Origin of the sequence: Natronospira proteinivora (assembly GCF_024170465.1) — a bacterium.
GTDB lineage: Bacteria > Pseudomonadota > Gammaproteobacteria > Natronospirales > Natronospiraceae > Natronospira > Natronospira proteinivora.
Map to the genome: position 1 here is coordinate 640,949 of NZ_JALJYF010000002.1, position 15,928 is coordinate 656,876.

Sequence of the window (15,928 nt, forward strand, 5' to 3'; positions counted from 1 at the left end):
CCGGGAAGGCCCTTCCCGGCATGCCGCGATCACCTTGAAGCGGATGGCCCCGGTTGAACGGGATCACCCTTCCAGCAAACCCAGGGCCTGATCCAGCAGGGCCAGGGCGGTGTCATGATCACCCTGTTCATGGGCTTCTTCGCCCTCCTGCCGCAACTCTTCCACCTCGGCGATCCGCTCCTCGCTCAGGCCCATCTCATCGGCCATCTCCAGGGCTTCATCGATCATGTCCATGTACGCCGGACAACTATGGGCAAAAGCCATGGCCGGCAAAACGGACAGGGTCAGAACAATCAAAAATCGCTTAAACATAATCACCTCCATTGCAGTGTCTTACCACTAGCTTGGCAGGATGACCGGCCAAGCTCAAGTCAGGACTCTGGGCCCGCCGGGGCCCCCTGCTATGCGGGTCATCGTCCCTCAGCTTGATTCAGATCAATTTGAGGCCACAGAATTGTGGATAATCTACCCTCACAATAAGTTCACAACCAATCGCGCTGGAGACACACGCCATGGAAACCAAGCATATTCTCGCCATTCTGGATCCCAGCTTGGAAAAGAATCCAGCCGCCCGTCGGGCGATAACCCAGGCACGTCAGAGCGGTGCCCGCCTGACCATGGCGGTCTTTGAGGACCACCAAACCATTGTCGAATCCGGACTCATGGGCGATGCCCTGACCCGCCAGGCCATTGATGGCTGGCAGTCAGAGGTGGAGAACTGGCTGGATGAAGTGGTTTCCGGTCTGGACAGCGAAGGCGTATCAGTAGACACCAAGGTGGTCATTGGCCACCCCCTGGCTGACCAGATACTGGAAACCATCGAGGCGGGTGACTACGATCTGGTGATCAAGGATTCCCATGATGAATCCTTCCTTTCCCGTGCCTTCTTCACTCCGCTGGACTGGCACCTGCTGCGGCGTTGCCCGATCCCCTTGATGTTGGCCAAGGCCGACAGCGGGGACAGCCCCAAGCGCATTGCGGCAGCGGTGGATCCCTTCCACGAGCGGGGCAAGCCCGCCGAGCTGGACCGGCGCATTTTGGCCACGGCCAAATCATTAGCCGAGCTCTATGGGGCTGAACTGCATGTCATCCATGCCTGCCAGACCCAGCCCCTGGGCGCCAACTCTCCCCTGGAGGGGCCGTCGCTGGAGTTCGAGAAAGTCCGGGACGAAATCACCCGACACCACACTCGCGCTCTGCATGAACTGAGTGAGGAGTTTCAAATCAGCCAGGATCGGAGTCACTTCCTGGATGCCCCAGCGCGGCGGGCGATTGCCGATTTCACCCGCGAACAATCGGTGGACCTGCTGGTCATGGGCACGGTAACCCGCAAGGGATTGACCCGACTGATCATGGGCAGCACGGCGGAAGCCATTCTGGGACGCCTGGAGTGCGATGTGCTGGCCATCAAGCCGGAAGGATTCCCCAACAAGGCCTGATTTCCGGGCCAGGCGGCCCTGTTGACTCAGGGCCGCCTTGACGGCACACCCTCCTGAGACCCGCCATCCCCCAGAAGGTGCATCGTCCGCGTAAGCGCCTGGTCACAATCCAGACCCAGCTTGAACGTTAACAGGGCGTCGGCACGAGTCCGACCCTGATTGACAGCCACCACCGGCAATCCACGGCTGGCCGCCTCTCGAACAAAACGGTAACCGGACCAAACCACCAGGGACGAACCCACGACCACCACGGCATCGCTCTCCGCCAATGCATCACGGATCCGGGTGACCCGAGTGGCAGGCACATTTTCACCAAAGAAGACCACATCGGGCTTGAGTATCCCCTGACAGCGGTGGCAATCGCTGGGCCGGAACCCTCCATGATCCGCTTCCCGCAATTCGGCGTCGCCATCCGGATTGATGCCCTGGACCCGGGCATCCCAATCACCATTCAGACGTATCAGATCGCGCTGTACCTGATCACGGCAGAGACGCTCACCACAGGCCTGGCAAACCACTTCGGACAGACGACCATGCAACTCCACCACGCATGAACTGCCCGCCCGCTGATGCAGGGCATCCACATTCTGGGTTACCAGCATCTTGCCGATGCCCATGGCCTGCATGCTGGCTAGGGCGTGATGGGCCGGATTGGGAAGGGCCGCCTGTATCCGCGGCCAACCCAGGTAACTGCGGGCCCAGTATCGCTGGCGGGTGGCCGCACTGGCCATGAAGGCCTGGTATTGGATGGGTTGGCGGCGGGTCCAGCGGCCCTGGCGATCCCGGTAGGCCGGAATACCGGAAGCCGTGCTGCACCCGGCTCCCGTGAGAAAGAGACAGTGCGGGTGGGTCTCCAGAAAGCGCGCCAGATCGGCCGGATCCGCTTCAGGTACGGTCACCGACGGCCAGCGCCGGAACTCGGGGATGCGAACATTGGGGGCTTTCATTCCGATACCGTCCCAGCCTGAGCGATAAGTAAAAACCAAAGGGTCCAACTTCGTCAGAACACTCAAGGACCCCGGCAGTTCCCCCAAGGACCGGCCCCGTCGCACTCTTCAGTGCTCGGTCAGACTCACATACTCGGCCACCCGGGCAATAGTCTCTTCGGTTTCCATATCCGCCGGCACTGTGGAGAGGCTCACGTCCACGCCAGCTTCCTTATCCCTAAGCGGCGCACCTTCCTTTATAGTGGCAGTCTGACGGAATGAAGCAAGGTGTTTTCATGGGATTGAAGCGATGGCGCAGCAGTGGCGATGCCGGTCAGCGCCTGCTCGCGGGATGGATGGTGCTATTGGCGGCCAGTCTTTGGGGGACCGCGGGGGTCGCCTCCCGATGGATCCATGAAGCCGAAACGGCCGATGCCATCGACATCGGTTTCTGGCGGCTGGGCCTTGCCGTGCCCTTGCTCTTCCTGGTGGCGCGACTACAGTCACCCCTTCCCGGAACCATGCTCAAGCAGAACGGCATGACTCTGCTCATCATGGGTTTGTGCCTGGCGGGGTTCCAGGTGGGCTATTTTGCTGCCATCGCCACCCTGGGGGTGGCGGTAGCCACTCTGCTGGCGATCTGCACCATTCCCGTAGTGGCCGCCCTGCTTGCCTGGCCCTGGTATGGCGAAGCCATTACCCCCTGGGCCGCGCTGGCCTTGTTGGGCGCCGTTATCGGTGCCGGGCTCATCGTCACCGGAGCAGAGTCACCGGACCTACCGGGCACCGGCGGTTTGCTCCTGGGCCTGCCACTGGCCCTGGGCGCAAGCTTCTGTTTCGCCCTGCTGACCCTGGTGAGCCGACGCATGAGCCACAGCGCCACCCCCCTGTGGTCCGCCACCTTCACCCTGGCCATCGCAGCCTTGGTACTCGGCAGTTTTGTACTGCTCCGCTCCGGGGGGATTCCAGCCAACACCGGAGGGACATGGGCAGCTCTGGCCTGGATCGCCCTGCTACCCACGGCCGTGGCTTATGCGCTTTTCTATGCCGGAGTTCGCCTGATCACCTCGGCCACCGCCGGGATGCTGATTCTGGCCGAACCACTCACGGCCAATGTCCTGGCCTGGGCAATCCATGGTGAACGATTGGGCAAGCTGGGGTGGAGCGGTGCCGCACTGCTGTTATCGGCCATGGCCTTGATGGCCTGGGCCGGACGACAGCCGCGGTCTCCTAAATAAGGATCAGGGCCAACACCGACAATCCGACCCCGAACAACATCAAACCCAATCCCAGTGAATACAAACGATTAGCACGACCCATCCGTGTCCTGCTTGAGTCATTGGACGCTGACATGGCCCTTCCTGTGTATGATGGTTTTTCTTGGAATGGACAAAATACTGAGGTATCCAAAGCCAAGGTGCAAGGGGGCGAATTTCCCAGCTACCCAAAGCCCAAAACGATGGGCGATACCAAAGGGAGGTTGTCTTGGCATTTTCCCTGTCATTCTGGGAATGGGTTCTGGCAAGTCTGGTGGTCATCATCGGTGCCCTGGTTCAGGGCAGCATTGGCTTCGGCGTAGCCCTGCTGGGCGCACCGCTACTGTTCCTGATCAATCCCATGCTGGTTCCTGCTCCGGTGATCATCATCGGCATGAGTCTGCCCCTGCTCATCCTCTTGCGGGATCATCACGCCGTGGTCTACCGGGATGTGGCCTGGGTGCTGCCGGGGAAATTGCTGGGCAGCCTGATGGCCGCCGCCCTGCTGGGCGTGGTGTCGGAATCCGCGCTGGGACTGGTGTTCGGGGCACTGGTATTGCTCGGGGTCGGCCTGAGCCTGAGCCGACGCTTTCCCCTGCCCGGAGGACGACATCTGTTTGCCGCCGGCGGCGTAGCCGGCTTCATGGCCACCACCACCTCCATCGGCGGTCCTCCACTGGCACTGGTGTTCCAGCATGTTCGAGGCGCCCGTCTGCGAGGCACCTTGTCCGCCTGTTTCATTCCGGGAGGAATCTTTTCCCTGGCCGCCCTCTGGTGGGTGGGTCGCCTGGGGTGGTCGGAGCTGATGGCCGGTCTGAGCCTCTTCCCTGCCATCATCAGCGGATTTCTGTTATCCGCCTATCTGGCCCACTGGCTTGATCGCGGTTGGTTGCGGCCCGCATTACTGGCAGTTTCGGCTCTGGCCGGCCTGACGGCCGTGGTCAATGCCGCCTGGCAGCTACTGTCCTGAGTTAGTCCTGGGCGGTGGTCAGACGCATCTCGTCCAGCCGGGATAGCCAGTCCCTGAGCACCGTCCCCGCCTTTTGATTCATCCAGTGGGCACAGCGCTGCGTCTCGTCGCGCAAGCGTTCGACCGACTGGGTGGGATGGGCATCCAGCTGGGCCACATGGGCCACCAACCACTGGGACATGCTCCGGGCATCCACTTCCGGGTGGAACTGTAGCCCCAGAATGCTACGGCCCTGGGAAAAGGCCTGGACCTGGCAAGCCTCGGTACCGGCCAGACGTTCACAACCCGGAGGCAAGTCTATGGCATCACTGTGCCAGTGAAGAACCGGAACCTGATCCAGAAAACGCAGGGAGGACTGCTGTCCGACCGGGGTCAGCTCCACCGGCCACCAACCCAGCTCCGGGGCTGCCCGCCGTTGGATGGCGCCCCCCAGGACACGGGCCATGAGCTGGGCACCCAGACAGATTCCCAGCACCGGGGTATTGGCCAGCAGACACTGTTCAATCAGGCGCATCTCGTCCACCAGGAAGGGAAAGCGCGCATCATCCATGGCGCAGGGTGGCCCGCCCAGAATAATTACCAGGGCGGCCTCGCTGGCTTTCACAGCGCTGAGATCATCCTGGGTGGCATCCAAGTACTGGATCTCATAGCCCAGGCTGGAAAGATGCGGACCAAGGGCGCCCAAGCCCTTGAAATCGATTTGCCGTATCACCAGCACCCGTCCGGGTGGTATCCCTGTCAGGCTGTTGGACATGCAAGTTGCCTCTGTGTACCGATGCAAGACCAAGCCGGTGACCTGTTACATCATGTTTGCCTTGCGGGCATTTCAGGCCCTGAGACCGATGCCCCGCTTGAGCAGAAACAGGGCAATAAAATACAGACTCACAAGCAGGGTGATAATGATGGCAAAGGCCAGATCCAGGCGTACATCGCTAATGCCGTGAATGCTGTACCGGAACAGATTCACCATATACAGGATCGGATTGAACAGGGAAACATCCCGCCAGACCCCCGGCAGTAATTCCACGGTGTAAAACACACCGCCCAGATAGGTCAGGGGCGTGAGTATGAACGTGGGGATAATGGATATATCGTCAAACTTCTTGGCAAAAACCGCGTTGATCAGCCCTGCCAGGGAAAATGCCGCGGATGTCATCAGGACCACGGCGATCATGATGAAGGGATGGGAAACACTCAGCGGTGTAAACAGAGAAGCGATCACGGCCACCAGCAAGCCCACCAGCAGACCCCGGCCCATGCCACCCACCACATAGCCCAAGAGGATAAGGGAGTTGGGCATGGGCGAGACCATCATCTCCTCGATATGCCGGGCGAACTTGGCGCCAAAGAAGGAAGACACCACATTGCCGTAGCTGTTCTGAATAACGGCCATGATGATCAAACCGGGGGCGATAAAGCTCATGAACTCCAAACCACCCATCTCCCCGACCCGACGACCGATGAGCTGGCCAAAGATCACAAAATACAAGCTCATGGTGATAGCCGGGGGTACCAGTGTCTGGACCCAGATACGCAGGACCCGAGTCAGTTCCTTGTGGACAATGGTGTAGAGACCCACGAGATTCTGCCGATAACGATTCATTCTGCTGTCTCCGTCTCGTCACGACGACGTTGGGCCTGACGCTCCTGACCCACCATTCGCACAAAAAGCTCCTCCAGGCGGTTGACCTTGTTCCGCATGCTGGTGACTTCAATACCTGCCACCGACAGCTGCCGAAACAGATCATTGACCGGCTGATCCCGGTGCACCTCCACTTCCAGACAGCCTTCATCCACCTTGCGCAGCTGGTAATCCTCAATCGAGGGCAAATCCACCACCGGCTGAGCCAGATTCAGCAGGAAGGTTTCGGTGCTCAATTTATCCAGCAGGCGACGGGTACTGGCTTTCTCGATGATGCGACCGTGATCGATGATCGCGATATTGCGGCAGAGGGTCTCGGCCTCTTCCAGATAATGGGTAGTCAAGATAATGGTGGTTCCCTGTACATTGATCTCGCGCAGGAAATCCCACATGGAACGACGAATCTCGATATCCACGCCAGCGGTGGGCTCATCCAGAATGAGCAGCCGAGGTTCGTGGACCAGTGCTCGGGCAATCATAAGACGGCGCTTCATGCCTCCGGAAAGATCCCTTGAAGGGGCATCCCGTTTCTCCCAAAGATCCAGTTGCTTAAGATACCTCTCCGCTCGGGGAATGGCCTGTTTTCGGGGAATGCCGTAATACCCCGCCTGATTGACCACAATATCCTGAACCTTCTCGAACTGATTGAAGTTGATCTCCTGGGGTACCACGCCGATGCAGGCCTTGGCCGCCTCCAGCGACTGGTCCATATCATGTTCGAAAACCTGAATGGTGCCGTCGCTCTTATTGACCAGAGAGGTGAGAATGCCAATAGCGGTGGTCTTGCCGGCCCCATTGGGTCCCAGCAGAGCGAAAAAATCTCCCTCCTCCACATCCAGATCAATTCCCTTCAGGGCCTGAACCCCGTTGGGATAGCTCTTGGTGAGGTTTCGAATCGACAGCGCTTTCATGAATAAATCCAAGCGTGGCAGAACAAGCGCCCTACTTTAACATGAGCACAAAGCCGGGCCCGCCGCACTCCGAAGCAAAAAAAACCGCGACCCCGAAGGGGCCGCGGCTGTCTTGCTCAGCTTGCTGTCTAGGATATTGACCCTGGCTTAGGGGGTATCCATGCAGAAGGTGTAGTCACCGGAGCCACTCCAGATCTCCAGACGCCAGGCGTAGAAACCGGAGCTTCCGTTGTAGCTGATCTCGGCCGCTTCGGTGCCGGAGTTCGGTAGGGAAGAGGCCACATCCTGCCAGGCACTACCACTCCAGCGCTGCAGGTAGAGATCAAAAATGGCGTTGTCGGGAGATACCAGAATGCCGTTCTGATTGCCAGCGGCAGACTGGTAGTAGGTGCCATCCGGCTCATGGGTGCTGGCACCGCGACCGCCGCTCAGGGTGCCTTCGTACTCTTCATAGCCACTGGGACAGGCACCCGGATCGGGGCCCGGGTCGCCACCCCCGTTGCCGCCAAACAGGCTGTACAACAAACGGTTGGGGGAACCGGAACCAATGCCGCTGAGACGGCCGGTTGTGGCATTGTCAATTAGAGCCGCTTCCACCTGCTGGCGGCTGGCGGAGGGGTTCATGCCCAAATAAAGGGCGGCCACCCCGGCCACATGAGGCGCGGCCATGGAGGTGCCACTAATGGTGTTGGTGGCACTGTAGCTGGTGTGCCAAGCGGCCGTAATATTGGAACCCGGGGCCCAGATATCCACGCAGCTACCGTAATTGGAGAAATTGGAACGGCTATCGTTGCTGGTGGTTGAACCCACATTGAAAGCACCGGCAGCTCGGCCCGGGGAGGAATTACAGGCATTCGTGCTTGAGTTGCCCGAAGCCGTCACCATGGTGACACCGGCACTCGCCGCACCATTGACGGCATTATCCAGGGCGTTGGATGCACCACCACCCAGGCTCATGTTGGCCACGGCCGGTGCCTGATGATTGTTGGCGACGAAATCCACGCCACCAATTACCCCGGCATTGCTACCACTACCCTGACAACCCAGCACACGGACAGGCACCAGAGTTGCCGCCTTGGCCACACCATAGACCTCACCACCCACGGTGCCGGCCACATGGGTACCATGACCATTACAGTCTTCCGTGCCCCGACCATCGTTAATGGCGGTCCAACCACCCTGAACCCGGTTACCGAATTCAGCATGGCTGGAACGAATACCGGTATCCAGAATGTAGGCATTCACACCACTGGCGGTGGTCTGGTACTGGTAGGTGTTGTCCAGTGGCAAATCGCGCTGGTCGATACGGTCCAGGCCCCAGGTGGCCGGCGACTGGCTTTGATTGAGATAAACCCGGCGATCGGCTTCGATGAAGTCCACCCGCGGATCCTGGGCAATGACAGCCAGGGCACGCTGGGTACTCTGTTCAGTGGAAGCCATGAGCGCATCACCTGCGGTAATGGCGAAACCGCTAAGGGCCGTGCTGTAGGTTTGGCTAACCTGAAAACCGCTGTCCTTGGCCAGCGTGCGGGCCAGGTCCTTGGACGACTGGGTGCCCATCATGTCCTCGTTGAGGACGACAATGAAACTACCCGGAATCCGGTCAGGATGATCCATTCCTTCAATGGCCACCTTGCCAAGGTCAACCCCCAGCAGATTATCGGCCTGTGTCAGATCCGTGGCATGGGACATGCCCGCAGCCAGAAGGATGGCGGGAATACTCCCACCCAATAAACTTCGCTTACGCATAATACCCCCTCAGGTAAGTTGCTTCTCCGGACCCCAATGGTCTGGAGCCATTAACTAAAGCGCATGGCGGCGCCATTCGTTGTGAACCCGGTCACAGTTTTGACAGGGAAATACAGACGGAAAGCAAATGAAGCGCATCAATAAGACATAAGCCGGATAACTACAGCTTTCCCGCCAATATTTCTGCGCAGGACGGCGGAGGGGATACAAAAAGATCTTCTTAGAATTCAGCGGAGAATAGCAAGGTCCATCACTATCCGACACTGTCTACATCAGCAATCCGAACGAAGTCGAAGCCACTGCTTTCAGGCCGGAGGATCGAGTGCAGGGTGGAACTGGTTCGGTTCTCGCGTTGTCCATTAGCTATTCTCAGGGCCGTTCGAGCTACAGCCATCGATGGGTAGCTTCGGCTTCGTTCAGATTTCCGAGGTAGATGATTACAAAAAAACCGCGGCCCCCGAAGGGACCGCGGCTATCTTGCTCACCTTGTTGTCAAGGAATTTGCCCCGAACTTAGGGGGTATCCATGCAGAAGGTGTAGTCACCGGAGCCACTCCAGATCTCCAGACGCCAGACGTAAAAGCCGGAGCTACCGCTGTAGCTGATCTCGGCTGCTTCCGTGCCGGAGTTCGGCAGGGAGGAATCCACATCCTGCCAGGAACTGCCGTTCCAGCGCTGCAGGTAGAGATCAAAGATGGCGTCATCCGGGGAGATCAGGATACCGTTCTGATCGCCAGCGGCGGACTGGTAATAATTGCCATCCGGCTCATGGGTACTGGTGCCGCGACCGCCGCTCAGGGCTCCTTCATACTCTTCATAGCCACTGGGGCAGGCACCCGGCTCGGGACCCGGATCCGGATCGCTGGTAGAACCGTCATGGTTGCCCACCAGGCTGACACCAGAGAAGGCCTCATAGCCACGCACCATCACGTACCAGCTACCTTCCTCGGGATCATCGAAGGAGCAGCTCTCATCATTGCCCCAGTCGTAGGGACGGCAATCCCAGTCACTGGTGGTGGGCTCGGCTCCAAAGCGAACATACAGATCGGCGTCACCGCTACCACCGCTCATGTCGAAGCTCAGCTCGGAGGCATTGGCCGGCACTTCCATGAAGAAGTGCAACTCTTCACCCTGGCCGCCGGACAGATCAGTCACGGCCTCACCATTGCTGAGTTGGCCTTCACTGCCGTCACCACCGTCGCCGCCGTCATCATCGTCATCATCGCCACCATTACCATCGGTGACACGGCTATACAGCAGCAGGTTGGGCGAACCGGAACCAACGCTACTGATAGCACCCTGGGTGGCTTCCGACGTCAAGGCATCTTCCACCTGGGCCGGACTGGCCCCGGGGTTTTCACCCTGATAGATGGCGGAAACACCGGCCACATGCGGGGCTGCCATGGAGGTGCCGCTGATGGTGTTGGTACCTGTGTTGGTGTTGATCCAGGCCGCGGTGATGTCGGAACCGGGCGCGAAGATATCCACACAGGAGCCGAAGTTGGAAAAATTGGAACGGCTGTCGTTGCTGGTGGTGGAACCCACGGTGAAGGCCTGGTCCGCCCGCGCGGGGGAGACATTACAGGCATTCTGGTTCTCGTTACCCGCGGCAACCACCATGGTCATGCCGGCATTGGCAGCATTGTTGACCGCGTTGTCCAGCGCCTGGGAGGCGCCGCCACCCAGACTCAGGTTGGCCACGGCCGGACCGTTCATCTGCTGAACGGACCAGTCAATCCCATCCAGAATGGCCGCGTTGGTGGTACCACCGGAGCAACCGAAGACACGCACACCATAGAGCGTGGCGTCCTTGGCAACACCGTATTCGGAACCGGCGGTGGTGCTGGCTACGTGGGTACCGTGGCCATTGCAGTCATCGAAGTTGCTGTTGTTGTCCACGGTGTTGATACCGCCGGCAACCCGGCCACCAAAATCCTGATGGGAGGCATTGATACCGGTATCGATGATGAATACATCCACACCGTCACCAGTGGCATCGTAGGCATACTGGTCGTCCAGCGGCAGGTTACGCTGATCAATACGATCCAGGCCCCAGGTAGCGCCGTCCTGAACCTGCTCGTGCAGCCACATCTTGCGATCGGCTTCGATGTAGGCCACGCGTGGATCGGCCGCCAGACGCTCCAGCGAACCGCTTTCGGCCATCAGGCCATCACCGGTGGTTACGGTAAAGCCACGCAGTGCTGTGGAAAATTCCCGCTCCACGTTCATGCCGGTGGATTCGGCCAGGTTCCGGGCAGTGGTGCTGATGTTCTGGACGCCCACTTCGGACTCTTCCAGAATAATAATATAGCTGCCGGGGACCCGGTCGGGATGGTCCATGCCCTGGATCTTGGCATCATCGCCGATGCCGGACATGGCAGTCGCTGACCCGGCGGTCATGGCCAGCGCAACGGAAGTACTCAATAACAGTTTATTCACAAAACCCTCCGGAAAAATTCCGATCAACCGTGGCCGCAAGCCGGTTTGGGTGACAAATTCGATATCCGCGGATATCAACGAAAGCGTCCCTTGTACGACTCCGGTGCCCGCGTTCCGAGCAGGCACCTGCGGCCAAAAAGAGGAGCCGACGCAACGGCGAAATCAATTCGCCGCCACGGTTTGCCGGGGTCGCAACCCCAAGCCACGGATTCAGCCTAGGGCTGGTAGCGGAGGGATGTTGTGATGGGCTTCACAGTTTCGAAACTAAAATACAACAAGTGACGATACCGTTTTTCAAGGAACGGGGACTTCCAATTTGTTGTTATAAAAGAAAAAACAAGGAATCAGCAGGAACTTGCGTTGCTCACACACAACAAGCGCAGCCTGCCCCAGGGATTCACCATTGCCCCTTTCGCTGCCTCTCCCACTGCCCCTCCCCGTCCTCACACATGGCAAAGCGAAAGGGGCTGGGAAAGCCCTCGGTTCGAAAACGCAGATCGGTAAACACCGCACAACGGCGATCGTCTTGCATCTCCACGCCGAGCAGATAGGGCAATCCGGCAAATTGGCGAAAACCGGAGAAGGCCGGCTGGTACCAGGCCGCACGGGCAAACACCGCCTCGTCACCCTCGCCGAAGCGGGGATAGGCGCGCCACTCCAGGTGGCCCGGGGGCCTAAACACGCCCCAATGACGAGTCAAGGCATTCGACCTGGTCGGCACCGGGTCCGGGCGGCGGAGAAAGCCCAGATGGGCCTCCAGATGGTGGTCTTCATGTTCCACGACCAGTCGCCAGTGGAGGGGGCTGATGGGCTGGGGCAGGGCATGGACCGAATGGGGCCCCGGCCCCTGAGCACGGGCCATTTGCTGGCCAATCTCAAGGGCCTGAAGCTTCATGCTGCCCTGAAAAAGCACCAGCGCCACCACCAGGCCCAGGCTGATCCGGGCCGTGGTCCGCCCATAGCCACGCCATAGCAGCAGCATGCCCAGCAGCAGGATCAAGGTCATCCAGGGGTCGATAATGAAGGTACTGGGAAAGGCCAGCGCCTGGGAGGAAAGAGGGGCGAACAACTGGGTACCATAGCTGGTGATGAAATCACCCAGGATATGCAGACCGGTGCTGACGGCCACGATACGCACCCCGTCCCGCCAATCCCGATGACGGGGCCAATAACGGCACAGCAACCATCCCAGCAACAGGGACCAGAACGGCAGCATGACCAGGGAGTGGGTCACCCCACGATGCAGATTCAGATAGACCAGTTCATCGGCAAACAGGTGAATCACCCAATCCATGTCCGGCCAGAGGGCGAAGGCGCCCCCCAGAAAGAGGCGTTCTCCATGACTGAACTGCCCGGGTGCGGGACGGGTCGGGCCCAGAGCCCGGTTACCCACCGCGCCGCTCAAGGCATGGGTAAAGGGATCCATGATGGCCTAAAGCGAGTGCGGCGTGCGGGGCGGCGTGGTGGGCCAAAGACGCCCCGCCGACACGGCCCAGCGGATATGGCGCTGCAATCGATCCCGACTGCGCTGACCGCCCAGGCTGTCATCATTGAGACTGTCGGCCAGGGCGGACACAAACAGACTACTCAATACCACCTCCTCAGTGGCCCGTCGAAGAAAGGTCCCGCGCCGTCCGCAAGCTTCCCGCATCCATTGCACGGTACGACTCACCCGCAACAGGGTGGGCAGCTGAATATGCAGGTGTCCCGGCTCCATGCGCACATAAAGCATTTCCCGAAAGGTACGCCGGTGGCTCAAGGGTACACTCAGCCAAGCCAGAACACAGGTCTCGTAGCGGCGTGAAAATTCCAGGGCGTCAAAGTCCGGACCCCGGCATTGACTAAGCATGACGGCATCGGCCCGATCCCAGAACCAGTCCACCAAATCTTCCTTTTCACCCAGACAGGGATGCAAATCGGACAGGCCGACGCCCAGCTCCTCAGCCACATCCCGCAAGCGCAGGGCTTCCCAGTGGCGGTCCGCCGCCAGGGCCAATGCCGCATCCAGGATTCGCGCTCGCCCCAAAGACATCACAAACGCCCCGAATCCTCCAGAATCTCCAGTCCTTCGGTAAGGCTGTTGGCCAGTTGGGGATCCTCGGCAAACAGGCCGGCGGTCTTGAGATCCACCTTGGAACGGGCCTCAATCACCAGTGCTTCCCAGTGGCGGGGGGATTCGCCATCACGGGCCAGCCAGAGCAAAGCCTTGAGTTCCGCCACCGCGTCCTGGGACAGCCCCCTCAGGGTGCTGGCCAGGGCATCGTAATCACCGGTTCCCTGAAGGTTGATCAAATCGGTGATGGTTTCTCGAGAAAGATGCTTCATGACACATGCCTCAATGGTGCGGAGGAACGCTTCGCGTACTCAACCTTGCCGGCCGGCAACCCATTCCTGGATCACCGGCCCGTCCTGAAAGCATAGACCAGTCCCGCCCCCTCAGGGATTTAGATACTGATCGAACCAGTCACGAATATGGTTTAAACGCTCCACCCGTTGGGAGGGACGCCCGGTTCGGCTCAGGCCATGGCTCACCTCGGGGAAAATCACCAGCTTGGCCGGCTTCTGCTGCATTCTCAGCTGGGCGTAGAACTGCTGGGTCTGTTCCAGGGGCGTGCGCCAGTCCTGCTCGCTGTGTATCAGCATAATGGGGGTCTTCACCTGATCCACATAGGCCAGGGGGGAGCGTTCGATGTAATGCATGGGGTCTTCCCAGGGCGGCGCGGGGAACCAGCGTTCCACGAAGAAGTAGTTCATGTCGGCGGTGCCCACGAAACTGTGCCAGTTGATCACCGAACGCTGGGCCGCGGCGGCGGCAAAGCGATCCGTCTGGGTGACGGTCCAGGCGGTCAGCAGACCACCGCCACTGCCACCGGTAACCCCCAGGCGGTCTTCATCCACATAGCCCTCGTCCAGCAACCAATCCACACCGGCCATCAGGTCCTTGTAGTCATCGCCGGGATAGCGGTGCTGGATGATGTTGCCAAAGTCCTGACCGTAACCGGAGGAACCACGGGGATTGGTAATCAACACCACGTAACCGGCATCCGCCAGGGTCTGGAATTCATGGAAAAAGGTGGTGCCGTACATGGCATGGGGGCCGCCATGGATGTAGAGAATGGCGGGATATTCCTTGTTCGGGTCAAAATCATCCGGACGGATCACCCAGCCCTGGATGGGCTCGTCATCGAAGGAGTCATACCAGACTTCCTCGTAACCGGGCAGGGCCCGGTCCCCCAGCTGCTGCTCATTGAGCCGGGTCACGCGATCCCAATCATCCCGGGATGCCACCGCGTCCCGCTCCACCGTGTACAGATCAAAGGGATGGCGGGGAGAGGCCCAAAGCAGGCTGAAGCGATCCCCGCTCAGGCTGAATTCGCCCAGATCGCCGGCGGCGTAATCCGTGAGTGCTTCAACCGAGCCGCCATCACGAGCCACCCGGGCCAGCTGGGTCTGACCATCCACGGCGGAGGTGAAATACAGGGCCTCGCTGTCCGGCCCCCAATGCAGGCGATCCCCGCCGCCGGTGGGTGGCGACATATCGCCGCTGGTGCCATCCGCCACACCGCGATCGTAATCGCCGGTCAAGCGGGTTTCCTCGCCCCCATCGGCCGGCATCACATACAACTCGGTGAGGGTATAACTCTTGGGCGTGTCCTGGTATTCATTGCCGGTAAAGGCGATCCATCGACCATCCGGGGACGGCAGGGGATTGCCCCGGTTGCGCCGGCCTTCGGTGAGCTGCTCCGGCTCGTCTTCACCGGAGACCGCCACCCGATACAGATGGCTTTCACCGATCCGCCAGTCGGCATCCTCCTCCAACAGGCCGGAGAACAGCAGATAATCGCCATCGGCGGACCAGGCCGGACTGCTGAAGCCATCGTCACCCTCGGTCACCCGCCGGGGTTTCTGGGGCCAATCGGCATCGGCATCAGTGGCCACGATCCAAAGATGGCTGGATTCTTCCGGCAGATAATCCGCCCGCCCATCCACCTGATAACGCAGATCCTCGGTCACAAAGGCCGAAGGGGCCGACTCCATGTCATCCCCATCGTCCAGGTCCCGCGCTTCCCGCTGGGCCTGGCGCTGCTCATTCTCCTTTTCCCGCTTTTCTTCCCGCTCGGTCTCTGTCAGGGCCCGGGAGGAAAAGGCGATCTTGTCACCATCTGGAGACCAGACCGGTGTCCCGGCACCGCCCTCCAGTTCAGTCAGCTGCTGTGCCTCACCACCGGCAAGCTCGATCATCCAAATCTGGCTGCCCTCCCGGCGCCCGGAAGTGAAGGCGATTCGCTCTCCGTCCGGCGACCAGCGGGGATTACCGTCATTGGCCTCGTGGGTGGTCAGGGCACGATGCCGGCCGGTTTCAAAGTTCTTCAGCCAGAGGCTGGTTTGATATCGATCCTGCTCCCGATCCACTTGGGTGCGAACATAAACCAGGCGCTCACCATCCGGGGATAGGCGGGCATCACCGGCCCAGGCCCAGTGCCAAAGGCTTTCCGCTTCCAGGGGATCAGCATTCGGCGTGGCGGCACAGGCCACCAGACCGACGGACAGCAATACCAATGCAAGCAGGGATTTTCTCATCAACATGAGGCTTTCC

The 15,928-nt window shown here is 60.0% G+C and carries 14 protein-coding genes; 3 read left to right on the top strand and 11 right to left on the bottom strand.

Going from position 1 to position 15,928, the window contains the following annotated elements; translation table 11 throughout:
• Positions 1-63: 63 nt before the first annotated feature.
• A complete protein-coding gene (locus tag J2T60_RS10040; RefSeq protein ID WP_253449406.1) occupies positions 64-312 on the bottom strand; it encodes a PA2433 domain-containing protein in 249 nt (82 codons plus the stop codon).
• Between the two features lie 200 nt (positions 313-512).
• Between J2T60_RS10040 and J2T60_RS10045 the strand changes: the two genes are divergently transcribed.
• Entirely contained in the window at positions 513-1,439 is a 927-nt protein-coding gene (locus tag J2T60_RS10045; RefSeq protein ID WP_253449409.1) for a universal stress protein, read from the top strand.
• A gap of 26 nt (positions 1,440-1,465) precedes the next feature.
• Here J2T60_RS10045 and J2T60_RS10050 read toward each other — a convergent pair whose 3' ends face one another.
• Positions 1,466-2,386, bottom strand: a complete 921-nt coding sequence (locus J2T60_RS10050; protein WP_253449412.1) for an NAD-dependent protein deacetylase — start codon at positions 2,384-2,386, stop codon at positions 1,466-1,468.
• A 275-nt stretch (positions 2,387-2,661) separates the two neighbouring features.
• On the opposite strand from J2T60_RS10050, the gene J2T60_RS10055 reads away from it, so the two are divergent.
• Both J2T60_RS10055 and J2T60_RS10060 read left to right on the top strand, forming a co-directional pair.
• A complete protein-coding gene (locus tag J2T60_RS10055; RefSeq protein ID WP_253449415.1) occupies positions 2,662-3,603 on the top strand; it encodes a DMT family transporter in 942 nt (313 codons plus the stop codon).
• A gap of 247 nt (positions 3,604-3,850) precedes the next feature.
• Complete coding sequence (locus J2T60_RS10060; protein WP_253449418.1) at positions 3,851-4,591, top strand: sulfite exporter TauE/SafE family protein; 741 nt, start codon at positions 3,851-3,853, stop codon at positions 4,589-4,591.
• A 1-nt stretch (position 4,592) separates the two neighbouring features.
• Here the strand turns inward: J2T60_RS10060 and J2T60_RS10065 are convergent, their stop codons facing one another.
• The 9 genes from J2T60_RS10065 to J2T60_RS10105 form a co-directional block, all read right to left on the bottom strand.
• Complete coding sequence (locus J2T60_RS10065) at positions 4,593-5,345, bottom strand: glutamine amidotransferase (protein ID WP_253449421.1); 753 nt, start codon at positions 5,343-5,345, stop codon at positions 4,593-4,595.
• Positions 5,346-5,417: 72 nt separating this feature from the next.
• Positions 5,418-6,194, bottom strand: coding sequence for an ABC transporter permease (locus J2T60_RS10070; RefSeq protein WP_253449424.1), 777 nt, complete (start codon positions 6,192-6,194; stop codon positions 5,418-5,420).
• A complete protein-coding gene (locus J2T60_RS10075) occupies positions 6,191-7,144 on the bottom strand; it encodes an ABC transporter ATP-binding protein (RefSeq protein WP_253449427.1) in 954 nt (317 codons plus the stop codon). Before J2T60_RS10075 ends, J2T60_RS10070 begins: the two co-directional genes overlap by 4 nt.
• A gap of 147 nt (positions 7,145-7,291) precedes the next feature.
• Positions 7,292-8,893 (bottom strand): S8 family peptidase, encoded by a 1,602-nt coding sequence (locus J2T60_RS10080; protein ID WP_253449430.1) that lies wholly within the window; start codon positions 8,891-8,893, stop codon positions 7,292-7,294.
• 512 nt (positions 8,894-9,405) lie between these two features.
• Positions 9,406-11,331, bottom strand: a complete 1,926-nt coding sequence (locus tag J2T60_RS10085; RefSeq protein WP_253449433.1) for a S8 family peptidase — start codon at positions 11,329-11,331, stop codon at positions 9,406-9,408.
• 397 nt (positions 11,332-11,728) lie between these two features.
• A complete protein-coding gene (locus J2T60_RS10090; RefSeq protein WP_253449436.1) occupies positions 11,729-12,757 on the bottom strand; it encodes a metal-dependent hydrolase in 1,029 nt (342 codons plus the stop codon).
• A 6-nt stretch (positions 12,758-12,763) separates the two neighbouring features.
• Positions 12,764-13,363, bottom strand: a complete 600-nt coding sequence (locus J2T60_RS10095; protein ID WP_253449439.1) for a TetR/AcrR family transcriptional regulator — start codon at positions 13,361-13,363, stop codon at positions 12,764-12,766.
• On the bottom strand, positions 13,363-13,656 hold the full coding sequence (locus J2T60_RS10100; protein ID WP_253449442.1) for a DUF3775 domain-containing protein: 294 nt from the start codon (positions 13,654-13,656) through the stop codon (positions 13,363-13,365). The genes J2T60_RS10095 and J2T60_RS10100 overlap by 1 nt, the downstream gene beginning before the upstream one ends.
• Positions 13,657-13,767: 111 nt before the next feature.
• Positions 13,768-15,918 (bottom strand): S9 family peptidase, encoded by a 2,151-nt coding sequence (locus J2T60_RS10105; RefSeq protein ID WP_253449445.1) that lies wholly within the window; start codon positions 15,916-15,918, stop codon positions 13,768-13,770.
• Between the last annotated feature and the right edge of the window lie 10 nt (positions 15,919-15,928).

Coding starts and splice junctions, on each gene's coding strand:
- J2T60_RS10055 (WP_253449415.1), top strand. CDS start 2,662: ATGGGATTGAAGCGATGGCGCAGCAGTGGCGATGCCGGTCAGCGCCTG.
- J2T60_RS10080 (WP_253449430.1), bottom strand. CDS start 8,893: ATGCGTAAGCGAAGTTTATTGGGTGGGAGTATTCCCGCCATCCTTCTG.
- J2T60_RS10040 (WP_253449406.1), bottom strand. CDS start 312: ATGTTTAAGCGATTTTTGATTGTTCTGACCCTGTCCGTTTTGCCGGCC.
- J2T60_RS10095 (WP_253449439.1), bottom strand. CDS start 13,363: ATGTCTTTGGGGCGAGCGCGAATCCTGGATGCGGCATTGGCCCTGGCG.
- J2T60_RS10065 (WP_253449421.1), bottom strand. CDS start 5,345: ATGTCCAACAGCCTGACAGGGATACCACCCGGACGGGTGCTGGTGATA.
- J2T60_RS10045 (WP_253449409.1), top strand. CDS start 513: ATGGAAACCAAGCATATTCTCGCCATTCTGGATCCCAGCTTGGAAAAG.
- J2T60_RS10050 (WP_253449412.1), bottom strand. CDS start 2,386: ATGAAAGCCCCCAATGTTCGCATCCCCGAGTTCCGGCGCTGGCCGTCG.
- J2T60_RS10105 (WP_253449445.1), bottom strand. CDS start 15,918: ATGTTGATGAGAAAATCCCTGCTTGCATTGGTATTGCTGTCCGTCGGT.
- J2T60_RS10100 (WP_253449442.1), bottom strand. CDS start 13,656: ATGAAGCATCTTTCTCGAGAAACCATCACCGATTTGATCAACCTTCAG.
- J2T60_RS10090 (WP_253449436.1), bottom strand. CDS start 12,757: ATGGATCCCTTTACCCATGCCTTGAGCGGCGCGGTGGGTAACCGGGCT.
- J2T60_RS10070 (WP_253449424.1), bottom strand. CDS start 6,194: ATGAATCGTTATCGGCAGAATCTCGTGGGTCTCTACACCATTGTCCAC.
- J2T60_RS10075 (WP_253449427.1), bottom strand. CDS start 7,144: ATGAAAGCGCTGTCGATTCGAAACCTCACCAAGAGCTATCCCAACGGG.